Origin of the sequence: Maribellus sediminis (assembly GCF_011799805.1) — a bacterium.
GTDB lineage: Bacteria > Bacteroidota > Bacteroidia > Bacteroidales > Prolixibacteraceae > Draconibacterium > Draconibacterium sediminis_A.
In genome coordinates this window covers 327415-349658 of sequence record NZ_WXUB01000002.1, presented here as the reverse complement: position 1 = coordinate 349658, position 22244 = coordinate 327415, and the positions used below count along the sequence as shown (strand labels likewise).

The following is a 22244-nucleotide window of genomic DNA, read 5'->3' as shown; positions in this document are numbered from 1 at the left end:
AAGCTCGTGGCTCGCAGCTTGAAGCTTGCGGCTTGTAGCTGTTAATGCCTGTCTGCCGATGGATAGGGATTAATTTCAATAAACTGTCGTTTAAGGGAACTTACTGTATATTTTACTTCTTGGTGCAAATGCTGCGAAAATTATTGTATCGTTTTCAAAAAAGAAACCTATCCGGTATTTTCCTTTTCTGTAGCGATACGCAGTAGGGTGGCCTTTTAGTTTTTTGACGTTAGGTATTTCATCGAGGGTATCAGCTTGTTCAACTTGTTGAATACACTGAAAGACAATTTTAGCCAGTGTATGATCTTTACTACGAGCTAGGTCTTTCTCAAAACCACTGAGAAAGCTAATCCTCATTTTTATAGTCTGTTTTCTGCTCGTTAAGAATATTTTGGATCGTGCTTAAAACTTTTTCTTTAGCAACATATCCGGTTTTTTTGTTTGTTTCCATATCCGCCAGTAGTTGAGCGTCGATAACATCGCTGGTGGTATTGATTTCAAGACCCAGTCGTTGTGCCAGTTCCACAAAAAAATTAAATTCTTTTTTATCTCTTGGATGTATGATGATGGAATCCATGATTCATTCTTTTTACAAATATACGAAAATGACTTTTATGCCGGATACTGGATCTTTGATACTGGATGTTTGATACTTGATACTCGCAACTCGTGGCTCACAGCTCAATTCAACAATTTATCAGTTTTACAATTTATCAGTGTTCAGTGTTCAGTTTTCAGTCGCAGTTGCCAGTCTCAGTCTCAGTGATTGAGGGACTGAAGGATTGATACTGGATGCTTGATGCTTGATTCTCGATCTCACTACTCACTACTCAGTACTTGCTACTTGCAGCTCGCGGCTCGTGGCTCGTGGCTCACAGCTCAATTCAACAATTTATCAGTGTTCAGTGTTCATTGTTCAGTTTTCAGTCGCAGTTGCCAGTCTCAGTTTACAGTCTCAGTCGCTGTCGCAGTCTCAGTCCCAGTTTACAGTGACTATTGACAAATGACCAGTGACAAATATTCAATTCTCAATTCTCAATTCCCAATTCTCACTACTCATGTCTCATTACTTTTCTTCGTATCTGCAATCGGTATTCGGTTCTTCGTTGCGTGAGATCCCTCTTCCTCGCTGGTGCTCGTCATCGGGATGACAAGATATTTTTATGTTGAGGCGGCGCGTGAAACATTTTTAATCGATTAAATTCATTGTGTGCCGACGGAATCTTTTTTATTGTTTTTGACATCTTCTTTGGCTCACGGCCCATTGCTCCTGGCTCGAAGCTTGTATTACCACCCCGGTAGCGAAATCTAGTTGATTGTTCCACAACATGCTATGTGTCGCTACCACCCCTCCTATAATAGGAGGGGAAATTTTTGGAATGCAATCGTATTTGTAATTGTAAATCGTTAATCCCAGCCCGGCGGGTGTAAACTGAGGGGATCATTCGACATTCTTTTGCTCTTGGTTTGCAACCAGATCCCTCTCACGAATTCTCGTGATCGGGATGACAATGGTGTAATTATGTTGAGGCGGCGCGTGAAACATTTTTAATCGATTAAATTCATTGTGCGCCGCCGGATTGTATTTTATTGTTGTCATTCCTTGATTCTTGCAGCTTGTGGCTTGTATTACCACCCCGGCCCCGTCCGTCAGCTGACGGATCGGGGCCACCCCTCCTAAAAAAGGAGGGGAAATTTTTGGAATGCAATCGTATTTGTAATTATAAATCGTTAATCCCAGCCCGGCGGGTGTAAACTGATGGGTTCATTCGACATTCTTTTGCTCTTGGTTTGCAACCAGATCCCTCTCACGAATTCTCGTGATCGGGATGACAATGGTGTAATTATGTTGAGGCGGCGCGTGAAACATTTTTAATCGATTAAATTCATTGTGCGCCGCCGGTTTGTAAAGTATTGTTGTCATTCCCTGATACTTGCAGCTTGTGGCTTGTAGCTATTCCTCAAAAACTCCAAATCAAGGGTATTAACCATACACTGAGTAAAAAGGTCAGCAATTGCAGCGGAAAGCCGATTCTAAAAAAGTCGCCTTTGGAGTAGTGGCCGATCCCTTTTATGATCAGGTTGGCACGGTACCCACGGGCGGTCATAAAACTGGCAGCTCCGGCCATGGCTATTCCCACAAAAAAAGGTTTCGCGTCGACGCCCAGCATTTCGGAAGCCACAATGGCCACCGGAAAGGCGATAGCCACAGCTGCATTGTTGGTAATGATCTCGGACAGGAGCGAGGTGAAAATGTACAATATGGCCAGTACCCCCAGCGGACCGAGATCGTGCACGGTCTGTATAAATTCGCGTGCCAGGGCATTGGCAATACCCGTATTTTTTATGGCATTACTCACTGCAAACGCCGAGGCGATCATTATAAGCAGGTCCCAGCTGATGTTCTTGGTGTAGTTCTCCCAGGGTAAAACCCCTAGCCATACCATTAAAACGGCAGCAATACCCACCATTACAAAAATGTTCAGGCGGATGCCAAAACCATAACTTACCATTTCGTTGATCAGGATGCCTGCCACCATTCCTGTTAGAATAAGAAAGGCCAGCCATTTTTTTCTGCTGGTTTTTTCAACGGGCATATCCTGCACATAATTCACCAGGTAAAACATGTGCCGGTCGTTCCAGTTCTTTTCAAAATTATCGGTGGCCAGTAACACCAGGTTATCACCTTCTTTCAATTCCAGTTCGTTGAGGTTGGTAATGCGTTCTCCGTTTCGGTGAACGGCCATAACGGCTGCATTAAAGTGCTCGAAGAACTGAAATTCGCTGAGTGTCATTCCCACTCCCGGGAAACGGGGTGAAAGCACTACTTCGTATTTTTTGAGTTCAGCAGGTGGAACATCTTTTAAAGCATCGATACCTTTGAGCGTCACTTCCTTGTGGGCAAGAATGTAATTCAGACGGTCGGCCTGACCGGTGAGCAACAGTTCGTCGCCAGCTTCAATCCTGAAACTTCCGTTTCCGGGACGTATGATTTTCCCCTGGCGTTCGATGGCGATCACCATCAATCCTCCCAGTCCCTCGATACGTTTATTGCTGACCGTAGCACCGATCAGGGTACTTTCGGGTTTTAAAAGTACATTATAGTGGTAGTCTTTTACTTCGGTCTTCTTTTTATGTAAGAGGATACGTTCGCCGGGGAGCAACCAGTTGCCAAGAAAGGCCATGTAAATAAAACCAAAGCCAGCTACGATCAGTCCCAGTTTAGCGAGTTCGAAAAGGTGAAATCCTTTGTAACCGTTTTCCAGCATCAAACCATGAACCACCAGGTTGGAAGAGGTGCCGATTAGCGTGCACATCCCCCCGAAAATAGCGGCATAGGTGAGAGGGATCAGGAACTTTTTGTACGACAGGTTCATCATGCCGGTCCACTTGATCAGGATTGGCGCCACATTGACCACAATGGGCAGGTTATTTAAAAAGGCCGACAAAAAGGATACAGGTATCATGATACGTGGCAAAAGAAAAGGCATTTTGCTTTTCTTCCGCGGCAGGTAGGCCTTTGCCAGCCGGGTGATCAGTCCCGATTGCTTGATCCCTTCATTCACCAGGAACAACACGCCAATAGTGATGACCCCGGTATTGGAAAAGCCTTTGATCATTTCTTCGGCCGAAATAATCCCGGTAGCCAGAAAGATCACGGCAGCACTAAAGAGAATCAGTCCGGGCCGCAGCAAATCGAAAATAAATGCTACGAAGATGTAGACGATAACCAGTAAAGCTATGATGATGTCGATGGACATGGATTAGTTTAACGTTGTTTTCGGCAATTTATCTTTTATTCTTGAATGTTCAAAGTGTATCAGTGGGCAGAGTCCAGAGTTCAGTGTTCAGTGAACAAGGGAATGAGTGACTGAGTAATTGAGGGACTCGATACTTGATGCTTACTACTCATAACTCAGAGCTTCGTTCTCTGTGTTTGCTGATGCCTTATATAGCGGCGTAATGATTTTATTGTTTTAATTTGATATTAGTGATGCCGCTTAAATATTTTTTCTGCTTGTCATTCCGAGGGATCCGTCAGTCGACGGAGGGAGAGCGACGGAATCTTTTTTTATTGTTTTTGACATCTTCTTTGGCTCACGGCCCAAAGCTTCTGGCTCGAAGCTTGTATTACCACCCCGGCCCCGTCCGTCAGCTGACGGATCGGGACCACCCCTCCTAAAATAGGAGGGGAAATTGTTTGTAGACAATGTTGTAATCCCAAATCGTTAATCTTTATTCGGTATTCACTGACTTTTAGCTCAGAGACCATTGCTCAAAGCTTGTAACTAGCAGCTTTTAGCGCAATATCTGTTATTGGGGTTTTGCTCATATAAATCGTTCAAACCTGGCGGGCAAAGCTAAAAATATAAGCTTCAGCAATGCCCGGTTTGTGGTGTTATTCCCTGTATCCTTTTCCGTAAGCGTATTTGTAAGCGTAGGAGTAACCGAGGCCGAGTTGACTCAGTTTTACATCGTTGATTATTATGGTAGGCTTGTTCATTATCCCTCTTTCGGCTATTTCATTAATAAAGCGCAGCTGATCTTTTTTGCTCACTCCATAACGCAATACAAAGAGGTTGATATCAGACTCTTTACTGGTCACCAGTCCGTCGGTCACCATCGATACAGGTGCATTATCAATGATAATGTAGTCGAACGTTTTCTTTAATTCCTCGAGAAGCCGTTTAAAAGCTTTGCGTTCGATAAGTTCTGCCGGATTTGGCGGTATCGGACCGGCAGGTATCAGCGAGAGATTCTCTACATCGGTCTCGAAAATAATTTCTTCTATTTTTGCCTGCCCGGCCAGGTAATTGCTCAATCCTGTAGTATTTGGAATTTCGAAGACTTTATGTATCCTGGGTTTGCGCATGTCGGCACCGATCAGTACTGTTTTTTTGTCGTTCAGCGCCATGATGGTGGCAATGTTAGTCGCATTAAAGGTCTTACCTTCGCCCGGCATTACTGAATGTATTCCGATTACTTTTTCTGATTCGGTGGTGAATTTAAAGTGCAAATTGGTACGTATGTTACGGTACGATTCGGCGATCGGCGAAGATGGATCATCGATAACCACGCGTTCGTTTTTCCTGTTGCTGTGCAATACGTTTCCGAGAATGGTAAGTGGAGTCAGTTTTACCACATCTTCCTGGAGGTGTATTTTGTTGTTAAAGAAATCGGCAAGCAGAATCACAATTCCCGGGAAAAGAAGTCCGAGAAAAGCTCCGATCATAAGAATAAGTATCGTGCTTTTATTGAGAGGAATAAGCCTTTCAATCTGTGCCGGATCGATGATCTGGATGTCCACAACAGCAGCAGCCAGTGAGATCTCCAGTTCGGCCCTGCGTTGCAGAAGGAAGGTGTAAATTTCGTTGGTCAGCTCATATTGCCGCTGGATGTTAATCAGCTGTTGTTCCTGTTCCGGCATATTGTTCAGCTGATTGTTGATACGGTTGTAGCGTTGATTCAGCGTGCGCACGGATAACTCGGTATTGTCGATAAGGTTAACCAGCATCTCCCGCAACTGTTCGTTTACCTGTCCGATCTCCTGATTCAATAGTATAAGTGAAGGATTGTTCTCGCGGGCGCTGAAGGACAGTACCTTCCGGCGGCTGTAAAGTTCGCTGAGTTTTAGTACCAGTGAATTCAGTGTGGCATCGGTAATGCCCACAACGGATGGCGCAACCAACTGGTCGGCAGCCTGGATGTTGCCCAGGTAACGTTGCAGGTTCTTAAAATAGTCGAGCTGCATTTGCAACTGCGATTTTTCCTGCTCGATATCCTTGAGCTGTTCCATGATCAGGCTTCCCTGGCTGCTCAGGTCGATGATCTGGTTTTTCGAACGAAACTCGGTAAATGTACTTTCCGCTTCGCTCAGGTCGTTTGAAATACCCGACAGTTGTGAGTCGATAAACTCGAGCGAGCGTTTTTGGGTCTGTGTCTGCAGGTCGAGTTTTAGCTCGAGGTAAACACGCACCAGTTCATTGAGGTAGTGAATGTCGCGCAATGGCTCAATACTTTCCACCGACAACTTGATTACTTCACTGTCTTTCCCGTAATCGGTTTTTACCTTTTTGATGTATGAAGCTGTGAGTTTACTTTTATCAATAAAGGCGAAACGATAACTTTGATTTACCATTTCGTTTGCATCTTCCTTGGGAGTCAGGGTAAAATTAAAATAGTCGTTAATAAAAGGTTGGCCGTACCGGGCTGTTTCGCTGAAAACAATTTTAGTGAGTTTGTTGTTTATCCTGACTTCTCCATCGGCCTCAATGTGATATTCAGTAGCCGAGACCGGGATAATTTCCATGTTTAGTCCCGCAGGATTTATAGCATTATTATTTTTGTTAATGATAAAAGGTTCATCCAGGTAGATTCCTTCCCAAACAACCAGGTTCTTTTTCTGCCAGAAACTTTGCCAGTTGAGGTTGTCTACCGCCTGGTGGTTGAGGGTATAGGAACGCAGGAATTCGACTTCGTTCTGGAGGCTTACTTTGGAAGAAGCTCCCATCATGTTTTCCATGAACATGTTCTCAATGTCGAGGCCTTTGCTCTCGTTAGTGACCAGCAGACTGGTGTCGACCAGGTACTTAGCCGGTGTATATTTTACATAGAAATAGGCTCCGGCAACGCCAAGGATCAATCCAATGGCCAGCCAGTACCATCTTCGCACCAAAAGAAAAAGGAGACGTTTGATGTCTATTTCGTCGTTTTGTCCGGCAATTAACTGCTGATTGTAATTGTTGTTGGTCATAGTAATATTTTTTGGGAAGGAAGTGTCAGCTCCCTGCAAACCTGATTCTTGTAGTTGTTTATAACGATCTGTTCCTGTCTATTTTAGTAAGCCGATTACGGCCAGCAGCAAACTGGCTGATGAAATGATCATGGAATATGCCTGTGCATTTAGCTGGAAGTTTTTATGATTATCGGGTTCAACAAAGATATAATCGTTGGGATGGAGGTAAAAGCCTTCCTTGAGCCACGAGTCTGACGAAGACAGGTCAAGGATCATGGCTTTTTGCCCGTTGGGTTGCGGTCTGATGACCATAATATTGGTAATGTTGGCATAATCGGTATTTCCGTTGGCCATGGCAAGAGCCTCGAGCACTGTAAAATTGTTGTTGTAATTGTAATAAACCCCCGGATTCTTTACTTCACCGGTTATCGTGACTTTATAGTTCAATAGTTTCACTTTAACAATCGCTTCTTTCAGGTACTCATCGGCATATTTCTGAACGATTTGCTCGATCGACGAATTGGGATGACCCGCGACCGGGATATCGCCTAAAATGGGAAGTGTGAGGTTTCCTTTATCATCCACTTCGTAACCGTAAAGATAAGCGCCCTGGGGTGTTGTAAAGCGCTGGAATGAATTACCACTATTGTTTTCCATATTTGATTCCGGATTGAACAAGGCATTTACTTCGGCGTTCATCGATTTGATGCTCACATACAGGATGTCTCCCGGTTCAATGATGTATTCGGTGATACTGTCCGCCAGGGCCTTGATCATCTGGTTGTTTTGTACATCCTTCATGTAAATGAGTTCCTTACTGCTTCGGCAGGAAAATAGACTTAAACTCACAGCTATGAGCAATAAAGCGTAAAATTGATTTTTTTTGGGCTTTTTCATGCGATTAATATTTTGTGATTTATTGGATTGGTTGCAGATATCACTAAATTTTCCACCATTTCCTTTTTGTTGATGAGCCGGAGTTGTCGGTGGCATCTTCAGGGTGAAGGCTTTGGTAAATTTCGTTCCACGGCGGTATACCACCGAAATTCCGATCGTCGATGTACAGGTCGGCAAGGATCTTTCGTCGCATATCTTTATCAATCTTTTCTTCAGGGTAATTTTTGTTTACTGCATAAAAGGTAAGCCCCTTTTCCTGACAAAAATTTACAGCTTCTTCCAGTTCTTTGCCGGTCCGGTAGGTCCACAGGATCAGGCGATGGCCTTTCTTCTGTAAGGCGATGAGTGTATGTGTGGCAAAGGGAAGTTCTTTTCCCAGTGCCGGATATTTGTGTTCTACAATGGTGCCGTCGAAATCAACGGCAATGGTTAATGTTTTTTTCAAAGTAGTAATTCTTTTCAACGATAATTATTCTGCTCTCCAGATCAGCAGCGAGCCGTTCGATTGAAGATAACTTGCGCTTTCTTCTTTGCTCAGGACGAGGTAGCGGATTTTTCGCTCTATATCTTGTTCCACATTCTCGATAAGTTGCGAAACACATGTGCGGTTAATGTGATCGCCAACAAGCAACAGGTCGATTAACTCCGAATCTTTGCCAACGGCAAGGTCCCCGACAAGATAGGCTTCGTTCAAATCACCAATACAGTTAATAATTTTGTTTATGATGTGATCGATGCCAATGTTTTTTTTCAATATGTTATGAATGTCGGCATAAAAGGGATGAGACGTGTTGGCCTTAAAATACTTTTTGTTGCCTGCAAGCTCGGTGTTCAACAATCCGGCTGATTCGAGACGGTTTAACTCCAATCGAATGGCATTGGAAGATTCACCGAATTCTGATTCAAGGTTGCGCAGATAACTCCTGGTATCTTTATTCAGGAAAAATTTGAGTAAAAGCTTTATACGCGTTTTACTGGTTATGAGCGATTGGAGCATAACTGATTTAAAAAAAAAATGGATTCTTCGGAAATTGTTATGTTTTTGGGTAGAAAAGTGTGGAGTGTTTAGACGGCTTCGCTTCCTCAGTTACATTGAAAATGTATGAGTGCTTTTTAAATTTGAGTAGCAAATATACTCATTGTCGATAAAGTCCATTCAAAAAGTCGGGGATTTTAATAAAAACAGAATTTGTTAACCTTGAATTAAGGATGCTGTGTACTGTGATTTTTCAGGACTCCGTTTAAACGTGCTTATAGTTAGTTGTTTAGCGGGAGAATGGCAGGTTGGGACCCAGGCCGCTCCCGGCCGATCCTTTTCTTTTGCCCCTGCCGGTGGATTGATAAAATAAGCCTATTTTTATTTCAGAATATATTCCATTTAGTCCCAGTCGTTCCCCGGCGCTGTTAAAGTTGAAAACTGCATCCAGGTAGTCGTAATTGGTATAATTGAAAGTGTATGTCAGGTTTAGAAAAACATGAGGTGATACATAACTTTTGACGCCGGCGGTGGCAAAAAACAAAGTCGAAGACATTGGAATGTCTGAATAATCTTCTGTCCCTTTTCCATAAACGGAAGTTCCGTTCTGGTACAATTCCACTCCGTAAGAAATGTATCCGGCTCCGAGACGTAAAAAGGGTTCCGGGCTGAGTGTTTCTGTAATGTTGCTGAATGATCGGAAATAGTAACCAACAAAAAACTTTTGCCCTACCAGGCGGTTTTTATATTCCACGGGTTTTTCAAGGTCCCGTAGAAAGTAGTCTCCCTGAATCCTGTACCGGTTAAGCGATTGAGAAGGATCATCAAGTGTCCCGTGGAGATTAGTGAAATCGACCGAAGTTCCTATTTCAAAGTGATTGAACAATAATTTTGAAAGCTCCAGATCAATTGCCAGACCTGCACTTTGATCAAATTCCTTATAGCTTTGAGAAAAGTCGGAACTAACCTCACTCAGCATTTTTGAAGTACCTGCCTTAATCCCGAATATAACACCGGAAGACGGGTTTTGAGCATGAACAGTGCTAAGCGTCAGAGTCACTAACAAAACAAAAAATGCTCTTTTCACAAGGTCAGATGTAAAACGGTTCATGGAGTACAAAACAACATCTTTTTTCAATTATTACCACTTTTTTCAAACTTATTTAGCATTACCCAATTCGAAAATAGCTTTTAAAGATGTATTACTAAGTTGATTGCTGGCATAATAATAGTTTCTGTAAAGCACTGGCTTTGTATTAAACCAAAATGGATTGTTCGTGTACTGTACTCAGACATTCGCAAGGAACTTCTGCTAAAATGGATTTATCGATCTGTTCAATCCGAAGCAGAAATTTATTTTTCCCCCTTACTTCACACAATTCTCCTTTCAATCCTATCAGAGGGCCTTGTATTATTTCAACCTTTTTTCCAAGTTCAAAAGTTTCGGGAGTAATATCAATTTCAAAGTCATTTTGATCCAGTAATACTCTTAGGCTTTCGATCTGGTCGTCGCGAACAACAGCGGCTTTGCCTTCAAATGTAATGTAACAAACCACGTTGTTGGTTTGTAACACACGATCGTAATCTATGCGGTCGACATTTACAAAACAGTAACCTGGAAGAAGCGGAGTTTCAATCCATTTTTTTCGGTCTTTCCATTGCCTTTGTTTTTTCTGTAAGGGTAGGAAGCATTCAATCCCTTTAATTTCAAGTTCGGATTGTACTCTTTTTTCAGTCCTTGATCGCGTGTAAATAACATACCAGTGCTTTGCGGTTTTTTTTGCTGTGTGCATGTTGAATATTCGGTTTGTAAAATGCACTACAAAAAAAACGATTTATGATTAATATTAAATAGTGTATTATGCAGCTTGAGGTAGTATTATTTGGTTCAAAAGGGTGTCTTTGAAGAGATGGGTGCTGATTATCAATAAAAAAGGCTGTTCAAAAACGAACAGCCTTTTTTATTATTTATATTAAATCCAGATATGAATTAAACGTCCAGGTCCTTTTTGGCCAGGTAGAAATCGACCATTTCATAATCGCTTTTTTCGCGTTCTTCCATATCAGCCACAGTTTTTGGCGGAGGAACGATCACTTTTTGTCCGGGCGTCCAGTCCAATGGTAAGGCAACACTGTATTTGTCAGATATCTGAAGAGCTTTCAGGACACGTAGAATTTCGTCCATGTTACGTCCTACGTTCAGCGGGTAGTACATGATCAGTCGGATTTTTCCGGTCAGGTCGATAAAGAATACCGCACGAACGGCTGCTGTTTCGCTTTCATTAGGCTGTAACATCCCGTACAACTGAGCAACCTTCATGTCGATATCGGCAATGATCGGGAAATCGAACAAAACGCCGGTGTTCTTTTTAACGTTGTTTACCCAGGCTACGTGTGCATGGATACTGTCGATACTTAAACCGATCAATTTGGTGCCCAAAGCACGAAACTCGTCGCCGCGGACAGCAAATCCGCTCATTTCTGTAGTACAAACCGGGGTGAAATCAGCCGGGTGAGAAAATAAAATAGTCCAGCTGTCTTTAATGTATTCTGAAAATTGAAGTGGACCATGTGTTGTGTTTGCTTTAAAATCAGGTGCCATATCGCCAATGCGTGGCATTTGTGTAACTTTCTGTTCTTCCATGATTTTTGTTTTTATTAAATTTTATCGTTTCCCAAAATTACGACAATCGACTCATTAAACCGACTGAATTAAATGCTTTTATGATTGTATTTTTCGATGTTTATTTGGCAAAATCTATCGGGGAGTATTCACAACCAATTGTAGCAAAACATGAATGCATTTTGTTGTTGAAGAGGCTGTTTTAGTGTGCCTTCTACAGATTTGTTTCCTCAGAGTCAAAAGTTAGCTTCAGTAGGCCGAGTCTAAAATGCTTTACTAATTATTCGGTATTGTCGAATTCTTTTAATGAACAAATGATTTATTTAAGGTATCTGTTTCAATGCGTCTTCCAAAAAGGGAACAACAAACCGGGATGCAGCCCTCGCCCCGGAATCGTTGAAGTGTGTGGCATCCTTCCAGTTGGTTCGTTCGTGGATTATAGATTCGGGCAAGATGATTACGGGTGCAAGGATTTCGTAATAGCTTTCCAATAATGGCTCTTTCAGGTTGGAACCTGATTCCGGTAAATAAACAAAAAGCAAGGTACATTGATTTTCCTGTGCCAGCCTGGCAATTTTTTGAAGATAATGTAAGGAATAATTCATTTCTATGTTTCGGAGAATCTGAGGTCTTGGGGAACTTAAACGGCGGTGCCAGGTTGCAGCGTTTTCTTTTATAGCTGCTTCATCGACTAAATGCGACGACGGTCGATATCCAAAATCCCGGTATTGATTTTCTGAAGTGACAGGATTTCCGCCGGTAATTTTATTCCGAAGCGATTCAAATCTTACCGTTATTCCTTTCCAAATAGCAGTGAAATAACGCTGGTTAAATAGTACGAAAGAACCAAACAGGTCTTTGCATTCTGCCAAATATGGAAAAACAGGATGGCTTTTTTTAGGCTCATCCTCAGCAACATCAATTACCAGAATTCTCGGGTGTTTCTGTTCAAACAGGTCTTTCAACATAACATACTGAATGTCGCGACCGCCACGGCAATAACCGTAATTAACCGCCTCGATTTTTTGGCCGGCTTTTAAACTGAGCTCTTCCGAAATCAACTGATCCATAATTGCGCTGCCAGTATGCGACGCCCCGGAAAACACAACATCGACCGATCGCGAATCTTCAAAAATGCGATGGTACATCCAATCGGCTTTGTTGTCGCATTCGCCTCTTATAAAGTGATAGGCGAAATATTTATCCTGCGGAAGTACAAATAAGACAATAATTCCTGCGAGAAAGGGCAGCGAAAAGAGAAGGCTATTTTTGATAAAATTTTTCACCGGTTAAAATTGAAAGTAAATAAACTGAGGCGCTGCATTCAGTACGCCAAAAAATAAGATTACTACAATTATTAAGTAGAAAATTCCCCACTGAAGTGGTCTTGAAAAGCCAGAAAGGAATTCGTCGAAGGATTTTTCCTTCATCAGGAATTCAATAAGAATAAAGACAGGAAATATGAGCAGCAACATCCTGCCTGCATTCGAAAAATGGCCTTCTTTTATTAAAAGCGATGCGAAATTGCCAGACTGATGATTAATCGTAATCCCGATAGCCAGTTTTTTAATGTGTTGCCACGATTCGGCCCTGAAAAATATCCAGCTCAAGTTGACCAGCAAAAAAGTGATTATCCATCCTAAACGTGATTTTAGCTTCCTGTTTATTTTGATGCCCTTCGATATAAAATGTTCAATAATCAGAAAAAGTCCGTGTAATGCCCCCCAGATCAAGAAAGTAATGTTAGCACCATGCCAGAGTCCCGAAACCACAAAAGTGATAAAGATGTTGCGCATCCAAAAGAGTGAACTGCCACGGTTTCCACCAAGAGGAATATAAACGTAATCGCGAAACCAGGTAGAAAGCGAGATGTGCCAGCGGTGCCAGAATTCTCGAAACGAAGTGGCCAGGTAGGGCGTTTTAAAGTTGGTCATTAACTCAATTCCAAATAAGCGGGCAGTACCGATGGCAATGTCGGAATAGCCTGAAAAGTCGCAATAGATCTGATAGCCAAACAGAAGGGTGGCAAAAATAATTCCCCAACTGCCAAACTGATCGGGTTGTGCATAAACAGCATTTACAATTTTTGCCAGTTGATCGGCAATTACCATTTTCTTGAAAAAGCCCCACAACATCAGTTTTAAACCTGAAGTCGCCTGTTTGTATGTGAAGGAAGCGCGTTTTTCAAATTGCGGGATCAGGCGCCCGGCTCGTTCGATGGGGCCGGCAACCAATTGCGGAAAAAATGCTACAAAAGTGAAAAAGGTAAGTAGCGAACGGGTAGGGGTAATTCTGTTTCGGTAAATGTCGATGGTATAACTGAGTGTTTGAAAGGTATAAAAACTAATACCTACCGGGAGAATAATAGTTAAGGTACTCCAGCTTTTGTTGATATCGATGCCGCTTACGGCCTGAAAAGAATCAATAAAGAAATTGAAGTATTTAAAAAAGAAAAGAATGCCGATGTTAACCAGCAGACTGGCAGCTAATAACAATTTTCGGGTAGATTTTTTGGGGCTTCGAAAAAGATATTTACCAATAACATAATCGGTGAGGGAGCTAATTACAATCAAAATTAGAAACCGCCAGTCCCACCAACCATAAAAAATATAACTGGCTGTAAGTAAGATAAATTTGCTGATTTTATTGTTGTATTTGGCAGAAAACCAGTAGAATACAAATGTGATCAGAAGGAAAACAAAAAAGATACTGGTGTTAAAAAGCATTATTATTTTATCTTTGCAGCTGAAATTAAAACTATTTCGAGCAACAATTTTTAATCCCGATAAAAATAGTTAACAAAACAATGTTAATTGTTTTTGCAAAAATTGCGCTAACTGTTTGATTATTTTCCAAAAAAGTATTTTCTTTGCACTCCGTTTTGAATAACGTGTTAGGTTGAACATCAAGAAATTATAATAAAATGTCACGAGTTTGTCAAATTACCGGGAAGAGAGCAATGGTGGGGAACAATGTTTCGCACTCTAAAAGAAGAACGAAAAGACGTTTTGACGTGAATCTCTTCAAAAAGAAATTTTACATGCCTGGCGAAGATCGTTGGGTACAGTTAACAGTTTCTGCTGCAGGCATGCGTACCATCAATAAAAAAGGATTGAAATCCGCATTAGCCGAAGCAAAAGAAAAAGGTTTGGTTGATAATATTTAAAGATCTGAGAGATGGCTAAAAAAGGAAACAGAGTACAGGTAATCCTGGAATGCACAGAGCATAAGGATAGTGGTATGCCGGGAACTTCACGGTACATTACCACCAAGAACAGAAAAAATTCTCCGGATCGTATGGAGTTGAAAAAATACAATCCGATCCTGAAGAAGGTTACAGTTCATAAAGAAATTAAATAAGTGTAAGACATGGCAAAGAAGGCAGTAGCAACATTACAAAAAGGTGCCGGTAAAGGTTTTTCCAAAGTAATTAAAATGGTAAAATCAGAAAAATCCGGAGCGTACACTTTTAAAGAAGAAATTGTACCAAACGACGACGTTAAAGCTTATTTTAGCAAATAAGAAGAGATACTGTATAACAGGGAAAGCTTTCATTTTTATGAAAGCTTTTTTTGTTCCTACTGTTGAACGCCGAAATAGAATTAGCTAAAATTGCAGTAGTTAAGCTCGTGTGAAAGTAGGTGTTTTGTACGAGTCGAATGTTTGGTATTAACAAATAAAGACCTCGCAATTGCATCGTTGGCACCATTCAAAATAAATGTATTATTTTAGCCCGTAAATCAAATAACTATGGCCTTATTCGGTAGTTGGAATAAAAAGAAGAAGGAAAGCCTCGACGAGGGACTTTCGAAAACCAAGGAAAGCGTATTTAAGAAACTGAGCCGCGCGGTTGTTGGTAAATCGAAGGTTGATGAAGAAGTCCTTGATAACCTTGAAGAAGTGCTGATTACTTCGGATGTGGGTGTTGATACTACATTGAAGATCATCGAGCGTATAGAAGAACGTGTATCGCGCGACAAATACATGGGCATCAGCGAACTCAATGGTATTTTAAAGGAAGAAATTGCCGCTTTGCTCGAGGAAAATAATTCTGATGACGAATCGGATTTTGACCTGCCTGAAACCGAAGGTCCTTATGTTATTATGGTGGTTGGCGTAAACGGTGTTGGAAAAACGACTACCATCGGTAAATTAGCTTATAACTTCAAACAGGCGGGTAAATCCGTTGTTCTTGGTGCTGCCGATACGTTTAGAGCTGCAGCCATCGAACAGCTCGAAATATGGGCGCAACGCGTTGATGTGCCGATCGTAAAACAAAAAATGGGTTCCGATCCCGCTTCGGTTGCGTATGACACACTGGCTTCGGCAATTGCAAATAAAGCAGATGTGGTGATCATTGATACAGCAGGTCGTTTGCACAACAAAATTGGCCTCATGAACGAGCTTTCGAAAATTAAAAAGGTGATGCAAAAACTGGTGCCGAATGCACCGCACGAAGTATTGCTTGTACTTGATGGTTCAACCGGACAAAATGCATTCGAACAGGCCAAACAATTCACGAAAGCAACCGAAGTAACGGCTTTGGCACTTACCAAACTCGACGGAACTGCCAAAGGCGGCGTTGTGATCGGTATTTCTGATCAATTTAAGATTCCGGTAAAATACATCGGGATTGGCGAAAAGCTGGAACATCTTCAGGTTTTCCGTCGTCGTGAGTTTGTTGACTCGCTATTCTCCTAGAAATGGCAGAGTTCAGCCGGAGTGAAATACGGGTGAAAATTGAAGCTGAGATCAGCAAAACAAAAAAGCTGGTTCAGGAATATAGCGAACTAACAAAACCGGTTGAGCCCGAAAATGCCATCAGGCGCATTTCACGTATGGACGCCATTCAGAATAAAAGTGTTACCGAAGCTGCCCTCCGCAAATCAAAGGAAAAACTCGAAAAACTGGAATTCGCATTTACAAAAGTCGATGAAGATGACTTTGGCATCTGTGTAAGTTGTAAAAAGCCGATTCCTCTGGGGCGCATTCTCATTATGCCACAATCAAGAACCTGTGTGGCTTGTTCGCACTAATACTTTCTGATTTATTCCCCGAATCAAAATTTCAGATTGATTGTATTACTTCCTATCTTTAACTGAAACGCAATCAGAAAAGACAATTTCTTATGACTTCGGAAAACGTTTTGAGAAATGTGGAGCTGAAAATGTCTGACAGCTTTGGAAAGCCGGTGCATATCCTATCGTCGGATACGCTGGGTGGAGGTTGTATTAATCATGCTTCGAAACTTCAAACGAATGCAGGAACCTACTTTTTAAAATGGAATGCCGGTTGTCCTGCGGATATGTTTCAGCGCGAGGCTGAAGGTTTGCAGGAGCTCAAAAAAGCGGCTTCAAATTCATTGATGATCCCTGAAGTGATTTGTTACCAGGAAGTGGGGGAGCATCCCGGTTTTCTGGTCATGGAATATTTCGATTCAGGAAGAAGTGGCAACGATGACGAGAAGCTTGGAAGAGGACTGGCCACTATTCACTGGTATAAACATGACACATTTGGATTTCCACACAATAATTATTGCGGCGATACACCTCAAAATAATCAACCCGAAAAAGACTGGATTACGTTTTTTCGTGAACACCGGCTGAATTACATACTGGGACTCATCAAACAGAAGCGTTCGCTTTCTATGGAAGAGCTAAAAGTATACGATAAGCTTGCTGTACGTTTGTCAAAACTGATTCCAAACACTGCGAAGCCATCGCTGATTCACGGTGATCTCTGGTCGGGAAATTACATGCTAACCAGTGCTGGTCCGGCACTGATCGATCCTGCTACCTATTACGCCGATCGGGAGATGGAATTTGGGATTGTAACCATGTTTGGCGGTTTTTCATCTCGATTCTTCGATGCCTATTCCAATGCATTTCCATTAGATCCCGATTGGAAGGGCCGTAACAAACTTTATCAATTGTATCATATTCTGAATCATTATTACTTGTTTGGCGGTTCCTACGGATCGCAGGCTTATTATCTCGCCAAAAGCTATTTGTAGTCGTCCGTTAAAAGTTCGCTATGGTTTGGATCGTTCAGTTGCTTTTTCGTAACTTGAATAAAGTTCAAATCGGGGGTACAACATGGTAAAAGACGAATTATACGAAATTCCGTATCGGACGGAGCTTTGTTATCAGAAAAACAAAGGATTGATTTTGCCGGAAGAAATGCCGTATATCGGCATGGGAGCGTCGCATATTGCAACCAATGCCTTTCGTTATCTTGGAATAAATATCTATCCTGAAAAGGCAGCCGAATATTACAATTATCTTGTTAAAAACAGAAGAGCGAACAATGGAGTGCTGATTTCGCAGTCGGGTCAAAGTTCTGAGACTATCTGGTGTGCAGAATTCTTTCCGTCGTTTATCGGAATTGTTAATGAAGAAAATAGCCCGCTTACCCAACATGAGAATTGTACAAAACAGGTTGTACTTTACTCGGGCAAGGAAAGCAGAATACCGTCGAAAACCTACCTGAATACTTTGATGGTGTTGTATATGGGCTTTGGATTCGATCCGCGGGAGGTATTATCGGTGTATAAGAATCAGATGAATCATTTTGAACAAGTTGGCTGCGAACTAGGCGAACTGATCAGAAAGAGCCGCAAAGGATGGCGAAAAAGAGCGATCTATGTACTTGGGAACGGCCCCAATATTGCAACAGCCGAACAAGCAGCACTGGTGTTAAGCGAAGTGCTGAAAACACCTGTACTTTCGATGTCGGCATCGCAGTACGATCACGGCTTTAAAGAGACTTCACGTAATGTAATGATCATTGCCATTAATCATCAGGGCCCCGAATATCAACGAACAAAACAGTTGCTGAAAGTGGTGAAAAAGGCCGGAGCCGATGTTTTCGAACTTAGCGATCCCCTTGTGAATACAATCTACAGTCCCCTTATATATCCGATGTTCTTCTTTTTTGCAGCCGAATTCCTGATCGATACTTTAAAAGTAAAATCAATTTTCCAGGTTGGGGAAAAAGTAACACGCGTTGGAGACGAAGAAAAAGATATTAAATAGCATGCTTTGTATTTAGCTGAATAATTACCTTTAAACGCAAAAACCACATTCAGCTAATGACCACACAAAAGGCAAACGATATTCAACCCTTTATTGTAATGGAGGTGCTCGAAAAGGCAGCAGAGATGGAGCGAAAAGGCATCGATGTTATACACCTCGAAGTTGGCGAACCCGATTTTAACGTGCCCAAAGGTGTTGCTGCTGCTGTTCAGCAAGCATTTCAGGAAGGAAGAACACATTATACCCACAGTTTAGGAGATATTGAGTTACGCGAAGAGATTTCAAAAAAATACTGGAAGGAATATGGTGTTGAAGTTTCACCCGATCAAATCATTATAACTTCGGGAAGTTCGCCTGCGATACTTTTAAGTTTGAGCGTGTTGTGCGAACCCGGCGACGAGGTGATCATTTCTGATCCCGGCTATGCCTGTTATCCTAATTTCCTTCGCTTTCTTGACACCAAAGCGGTAAAAGTTCCGGTTTACGAAGAAGATGGGTTTCAGTACCGGCCCGAAGTTATTCAGCAAAAAATAAACGCGCGAACCCGGGCCATCATGATCAACAGCCCTATGAATCCTACAGGTAACCTTTTGTCGCTGGAAGTGATGAAAGAACTGGCCAAACTTGATGTGCCGATTCTTTCCGACGAAATCTACCACGGTCTGGTGTATAAGGAACGGGCACATTCAATACTGGAAGTTACTGATAATGCTTTTGTGTTAAGTGGCTTTTCGAAGTTGTATGCTATGACAGGGCTACGACTGGGTTATGTAATTGCTCCCAAAAAATATGTGCGCTGCATGCAGAAGATACAACAGAACTTGTTTATCTGTGCCAGTTCAACAGCCCAGCGTGCAGGAATTGAAGCCTTGCGAACCGCACACGACGAGGTGGAAAATATGCGACAAACCTACGATAAACGGCGCGCCTACCTGATCGAACGTTTAAACGGAATGGGATTTTCGATAAAGATGGAACCAACCGGTGCATTTTATGTGTTTGTTAATGTAAAACACCTAACCCGCGACAGTTACAAACTGGCTTTCGATATATTGGAAAAAGCGCATGTTGGAGTAACACCCGGGATTGACTTTGGCGAGAATGGTGAAGGATTTATCCGTTTGTCGTATGCCAATTCGATTGAAAACATTGCCAGAGGCATGGATCGTTTGCAAAAATATTTTCAGCAAGAATTTAGTTAATCGTATTGCCAAACGTATTAAAGTGAACGATTTCGTTCAGCGGTTTTCGTTTTTTTACCGGTGATTCAATGTCAGGGTAACCTAAAGGGATTAATGCCACCGGTTCGATTTGTGGCGGAATATTTAGTATTGTGGTACATTCATTCGTATCAAAATTACAAACCCAACAAGTTCCGAGTCCCAGCTCAGCAGCCATCAATGTCATGTGGTCGATGGCAATAGCAACATCGATATCCGCCGAGTCTTTTCCATCCGATGATCGTTTCCAGGATTGAGAACGATCAGAACATGCCACAATTATTAAAGGTGCTTCCTGTATCCAGCTTCTTTTGTAACAGTTGTGAAGTTGTTTCAAAATTTCGGCATCATCAACAACAATAAAATGCCAGGGTTGATAATTTACAGCAGAAGGAGCCATGCGACCTGCCTCTAATACCCGCATCAGTTTCTCTTTTTCTACTGCTTTCTTTTGATATTTTCTGACTGAAAAGCGCTGATTGATAAGTTTTTTGAGCTCCATGGTAATTATTATTGAAAAAAATTCTGTAATAAAAAATAATCATATTGTATTAGAAATACCATTGCCAAAATATTCTTGCTTACAATTTGTAATACCGACGATTCGAAAAACTATACTTTGTAATAAGCAATAATTATGATGAACTGAACAGGTGTTTTACAACAGATTATAATGTGTAACGTAAATGTAATTCAATCGTCATTTTTGTACAAATAAAGCGAAAACAGAAAACATTGTAAACATTAAACTTTAAGTCATGAAAAAATTAAATGCATTAACAGTTCTAGTAGTTGTATTCTTCCTAAGCGCATCAGTAGCCAATGCTACAGGCTTACGCTCAGCTCTTAATAATTATGAAATTGCCCCTGTGGAAGATCTTCACATGGGAAAACAGGTAAAAGCAATCTGGACCATTAGTTACAGTCAGGATGAAGTTCCTGTTACAGTTGTGAAACGAAATACTATTGAGGGAACAGAGTATGTTGTTCAATCGGATTATTTCGTAGTAAGTTACTGCTCAACCGCCGATGGTTTTGGTGTAAAAGCTACTCGTAATTCATGGAGCGAGGTTCCTAAAAAAATCAACAAGGCAGTATTGAATCAGAAAGAAATGCAAAATCAGCGCATTATTACTCCGAACAAGGTAGAAGACGAAAAAGCGCTGGATTTAATTGCCAGCTATCTGCCAGACCTGCTTAACGACGGGTACACACACTTACTGAATTAAGAATCAAAAACTCTTTAAATAAAAAAACCGCGGGCAACCGCGGTTTTTTTTGTTTTATACTTTTCAGATAGCTTAATTTTCTTTGGGCTTCACACAGAGCCGATCGGCTGATGAAATTTCGATAAATGAAGCTCCCGCATCTTCACCAAAACGTCCGCCAACATAGATTACCAGATCGTCCAGCTCAATCACGCCTTTTTCTACAAGCGAAGTAATTGCTGCTTTCTGGATCTTCATTTTGTTCTTTTTAATTTCAAGGTAAATAGGGTGGATACCAAATGAAAGTGCCATTTCGCGAACTACCCGCCTAGAGTGACACATCACGTAGACCGGGAAAAAAGAACGGTATGCCGCCAGGTATCTTCCAGTTTTACCGGTGGTAGTCGAGGTAACGATTGCGTCAGGTTTAAGCTCACGAGCTGCCCGAATAGCAGATTGAGCCAAATATGCTGGAATATCATTTTTCAATGGAGTCATCAGCTCTCTGCGATCGCGGTCCGGTTCAACTTTTGAAGCAATATTGTGCATTACTTTTACTGCTTCCACAGGGTATTTACCATAAGCAGTTTCGCCGCTTAACATAATTGCATCAGTTCCCATATAAATGGCGCTGGCCACATCGCTCACTTCTGCCCTGGTCGGACGCGGGTGTTCGATCATGGTGTGCAACATCTGTGTGGCAACAATTACCGGTTTTTGATGGAAAATAGCTCTTCTAACCAGGTTACGCTGAACCGGAGGAATGCTCTCTTCAGGAAGTTCGATACCAAGATCGCCCCTGGCCACCATAATTCCGTAGGCATATTCGAGAATCTCATCGATGTTTTCAACACCCTCCAAGTTCTCGATCTTTGCAATTATTTTGATTTTGCTGTTGTGCTCGTCGAGGATTTTTTGCACTTCCAAAACATCTTCCTTATTTCTTACAAAGGAGTGTGCAATAAAATCGAGGTCATTTTCAATGGCAAAATGAATAAATTCCACATCACGGTCGGAAAGTGAAGGAAGTTTGATTTCAACTCCCGGAACATTTATACTTTTCTTCTTCTTAATGGTACCGTCGTTTTCAACACGGCACACCAGGTAGTCGTCGTGTTTTTCTTTAACAGTAACCGCAATGTCACCATCGTCAATCAGGATTTTGTTTCCAACTTCCAGGTTTTCAACAAAGCCTTCGTAACTTACACATACGTTTTTCATATCGAATGTAAGCGGAGAAAATGAAAAGGCAATGTCTTCGCCTTCCGATACAGCCAATTCGTTTTGTACACTGCATGTTCTGATTTCCGGCCCTTTGGTATCAACGATAATGGCTATTTTTTCCGAAACTTTCCGAATATTATCAACCATCATTTTACCGGTTTCGGTAGATATATGCGCCGTGTTCATCCTTGCAACGTTCATTCCTGCCTGGTGAAGCGACCGAACGAATTCGACATCACATCTCAGGTCAGATATCGTTGCTACTATTTTTGTTTGTCTCATACTTTCTATTTCTTTAATTGTGGCTGCAAAAGTATAAATATTGC

The 22244-nt window shown here is 41.7% G+C and carries 23 protein-coding genes; 9 read left to right on the top strand and 14 right to left on the bottom strand.

All coding sequences use genetic code 11. The annotated features are described in order from the left end of the window. Positions 1 to 90: 90 nt before the first annotated feature. The 12 genes from HFD85_RS08090 to HFD85_RS08035 form a co-directional block, all read right to left on the bottom strand. Positions 91 to 357: a type II toxin-antitoxin system RelE family toxin gene (locus tag HFD85_RS08090; RefSeq protein WP_167607478.1), complete on the bottom strand. Its 267-nt coding sequence runs from the start codon at positions 355 to 357 to the stop codon at positions 91 to 93. After that, positions 347 to 577 (bottom strand): hypothetical protein, encoded by a 231-nt coding sequence (locus HFD85_RS08085; RefSeq protein ID WP_167607475.1) that lies wholly within the window; start codon positions 575 to 577, stop codon positions 347 to 349. The genes HFD85_RS08090 and HFD85_RS08085 overlap by 11 nt, the downstream gene beginning before the upstream one ends. A 1384-nt stretch (positions 578 to 1961) precedes the next feature. After that, a complete protein-coding gene (locus tag HFD85_RS08080; protein WP_167607472.1) occupies positions 1962 to 3761 on the bottom strand; it encodes an SLC13 family permease in 1800 nt (599 codons plus the stop codon). A 638-nt stretch (positions 3762 to 4399) separates the two neighbouring features. After that, positions 4400 to 6754 (bottom strand): GumC family protein, encoded by a 2355-nt coding sequence (locus HFD85_RS08075; protein ID WP_167607469.1) that lies wholly within the window; start codon positions 6752 to 6754, stop codon positions 4400 to 4402. Positions 6755 to 6832: 78 nt separating this feature from the next. After that, positions 6833 to 7537, bottom strand: coding sequence for a polysaccharide biosynthesis/export family protein (locus HFD85_RS08070; RefSeq protein ID WP_167607465.1), 705 nt, complete (start codon positions 7535 to 7537; stop codon positions 6833 to 6835). A gap of 139 nt (positions 7538 to 7676) precedes the next feature. Continuing rightward, complete coding sequence (locus HFD85_RS08065) at positions 7677 to 8078, bottom strand: BT0820 family HAD-type phosphatase (RefSeq protein ID WP_167607462.1); 402 nt, start codon at positions 8076 to 8078, stop codon at positions 7677 to 7679. Between the two features lie 24 nt (positions 8079 to 8102). Beyond that, entirely contained in the window at positions 8103 to 8630 is a 528-nt protein-coding gene (locus HFD85_RS08060; RefSeq protein WP_167607459.1) for a helix-turn-helix domain-containing protein, read from the bottom strand. 268 nt (positions 8631 to 8898) lie between these two features. After that, positions 8899 to 9747, bottom strand: coding sequence for a hypothetical protein (locus tag HFD85_RS08055; protein ID WP_167607456.1), 849 nt, complete (start codon positions 9745 to 9747; stop codon positions 8899 to 8901). Between the two features lie 118 nt (positions 9748 to 9865). Next, positions 9866 to 10402: a UpxY family transcription antiterminator gene (locus HFD85_RS08050; protein ID WP_167607453.1), complete on the bottom strand. Its 537-nt coding sequence runs from the start codon at positions 10400 to 10402 to the stop codon at positions 9866 to 9868. A 197-nt stretch (positions 10403 to 10599) separates the two neighbouring features. Then, positions 10600 to 11253: a peroxiredoxin gene (locus HFD85_RS08045; RefSeq protein WP_167607450.1), complete on the bottom strand. Its 654-nt coding sequence runs from the start codon at positions 11251 to 11253 to the stop codon at positions 10600 to 10602. A gap of 302 nt (positions 11254 to 11555) precedes the next feature. Beyond that, positions 11556 to 12518 carry a hypothetical protein gene (locus HFD85_RS08040; protein WP_167607447.1) on the bottom strand — a complete coding sequence of 321 codons (963 nt, stop codon included), beginning with the start codon at positions 12516 to 12518 and terminating at the stop codon, positions 11556 to 11558. 3 nt (positions 12519 to 12521) lie between these two features. After that, positions 12522 to 13958, bottom strand: a complete 1437-nt coding sequence (locus HFD85_RS08035) for an MBOAT family O-acyltransferase (protein WP_167607444.1) — start codon at positions 13956 to 13958, stop codon at positions 12522 to 12524. Positions 13959 to 14155: 197 nt separating this feature from the next. On the opposite strand from HFD85_RS08035, the gene rpmB reads away from it, so the two are divergent. From rpmB to HFD85_RS07995, 8 genes are all read left to right on the top strand, one after another. Further along, positions 14156 to 14398 (top strand): 50S ribosomal protein L28, encoded by a 243-nt coding sequence (gene rpmB, locus HFD85_RS08030; protein ID WP_167607440.1) that lies wholly within the window; start codon positions 14156 to 14158, stop codon positions 14396 to 14398. Between the two features lie 11 nt (positions 14399 to 14409). After that, positions 14410 to 14592: a 50S ribosomal protein L33 gene (rpmG, locus tag HFD85_RS08025; RefSeq protein WP_167607437.1), complete on the top strand. Its 183-nt coding sequence runs from the start codon at positions 14410 to 14412 to the stop codon at positions 14590 to 14592. 9 nt (positions 14593 to 14601) lie between these two features. After that, positions 14602 to 14754 (top strand): DUF4295 domain-containing protein, encoded by a 153-nt coding sequence (locus HFD85_RS08020; protein ID WP_167607434.1) that lies wholly within the window; start codon positions 14602 to 14604, stop codon positions 14752 to 14754. Positions 14755 to 14982: 228 nt separating this feature from the next. Further along, a complete protein-coding gene (ftsY, locus tag HFD85_RS08015) occupies positions 14983 to 15933 on the top strand; it encodes a signal recognition particle-docking protein FtsY (protein ID WP_167607431.1) in 951 nt (316 codons plus the stop codon). Positions 15934 to 15935: 2 nt separating this feature from the next. Beyond that, positions 15936 to 16268, top strand: a complete 333-nt coding sequence (locus HFD85_RS08010) for a TraR/DksA family transcriptional regulator (protein WP_167607428.1) — start codon at positions 15936 to 15938, stop codon at positions 16266 to 16268. Positions 16269 to 16360: 92 nt separating this feature from the next. Next, the gene (locus tag HFD85_RS08005; protein WP_167607425.1) at positions 16361 to 17245 is read left to right on the top strand and encodes a fructosamine kinase family protein; all 885 of its coding nucleotides are present in this window, start codon (positions 16361 to 16363) and stop codon (positions 17243 to 17245) included. Between the two features lie 82 nt (positions 17246 to 17327). Beyond that, the gene (locus HFD85_RS08000; protein ID WP_167607423.1) at positions 17328 to 18266 is read left to right on the top strand and encodes an SIS domain-containing protein; all 939 of its coding nucleotides are present in this window, start codon (positions 17328 to 17330) and stop codon (positions 18264 to 18266) included. 56 nt (positions 18267 to 18322) lie between these two features. Then, positions 18323 to 19468, top strand: a complete 1146-nt coding sequence (locus tag HFD85_RS07995) for a pyridoxal phosphate-dependent aminotransferase (RefSeq protein ID WP_167607420.1) — start codon at positions 18323 to 18325, stop codon at positions 19466 to 19468. Here the strand turns inward: HFD85_RS07995 and HFD85_RS07990 are convergent. Continuing rightward, positions 19461 to 19988 (bottom strand): nitroreductase family protein, encoded by a 528-nt coding sequence (locus tag HFD85_RS07990; protein ID WP_167607418.1) that lies wholly within the window; start codon positions 19986 to 19988, stop codon positions 19461 to 19463. The genes HFD85_RS07995 and HFD85_RS07990 overlap by 8 nt on opposite strands. 256 nt (positions 19989 to 20244) lie before the next feature. Between HFD85_RS07990 and HFD85_RS07985 the strand changes: the two genes are divergently transcribed. Beyond that, positions 20245 to 20715, top strand: coding sequence for a hypothetical protein (locus HFD85_RS07985; protein WP_167607415.1), 471 nt, complete (start codon positions 20245 to 20247; stop codon positions 20713 to 20715). A 72-nt stretch (positions 20716 to 20787) separates the two neighbouring features. Here HFD85_RS07985 and pyk read toward each other — a convergent pair whose 3' ends face one another. Further along, a complete protein-coding gene (pyk, locus tag HFD85_RS07980; protein ID WP_167607412.1) occupies positions 20788 to 22200 on the bottom strand; it encodes a pyruvate kinase in 1413 nt (470 codons plus the stop codon). Between the last annotated feature and the right edge of the window lie 44 nt (positions 22201 to 22244).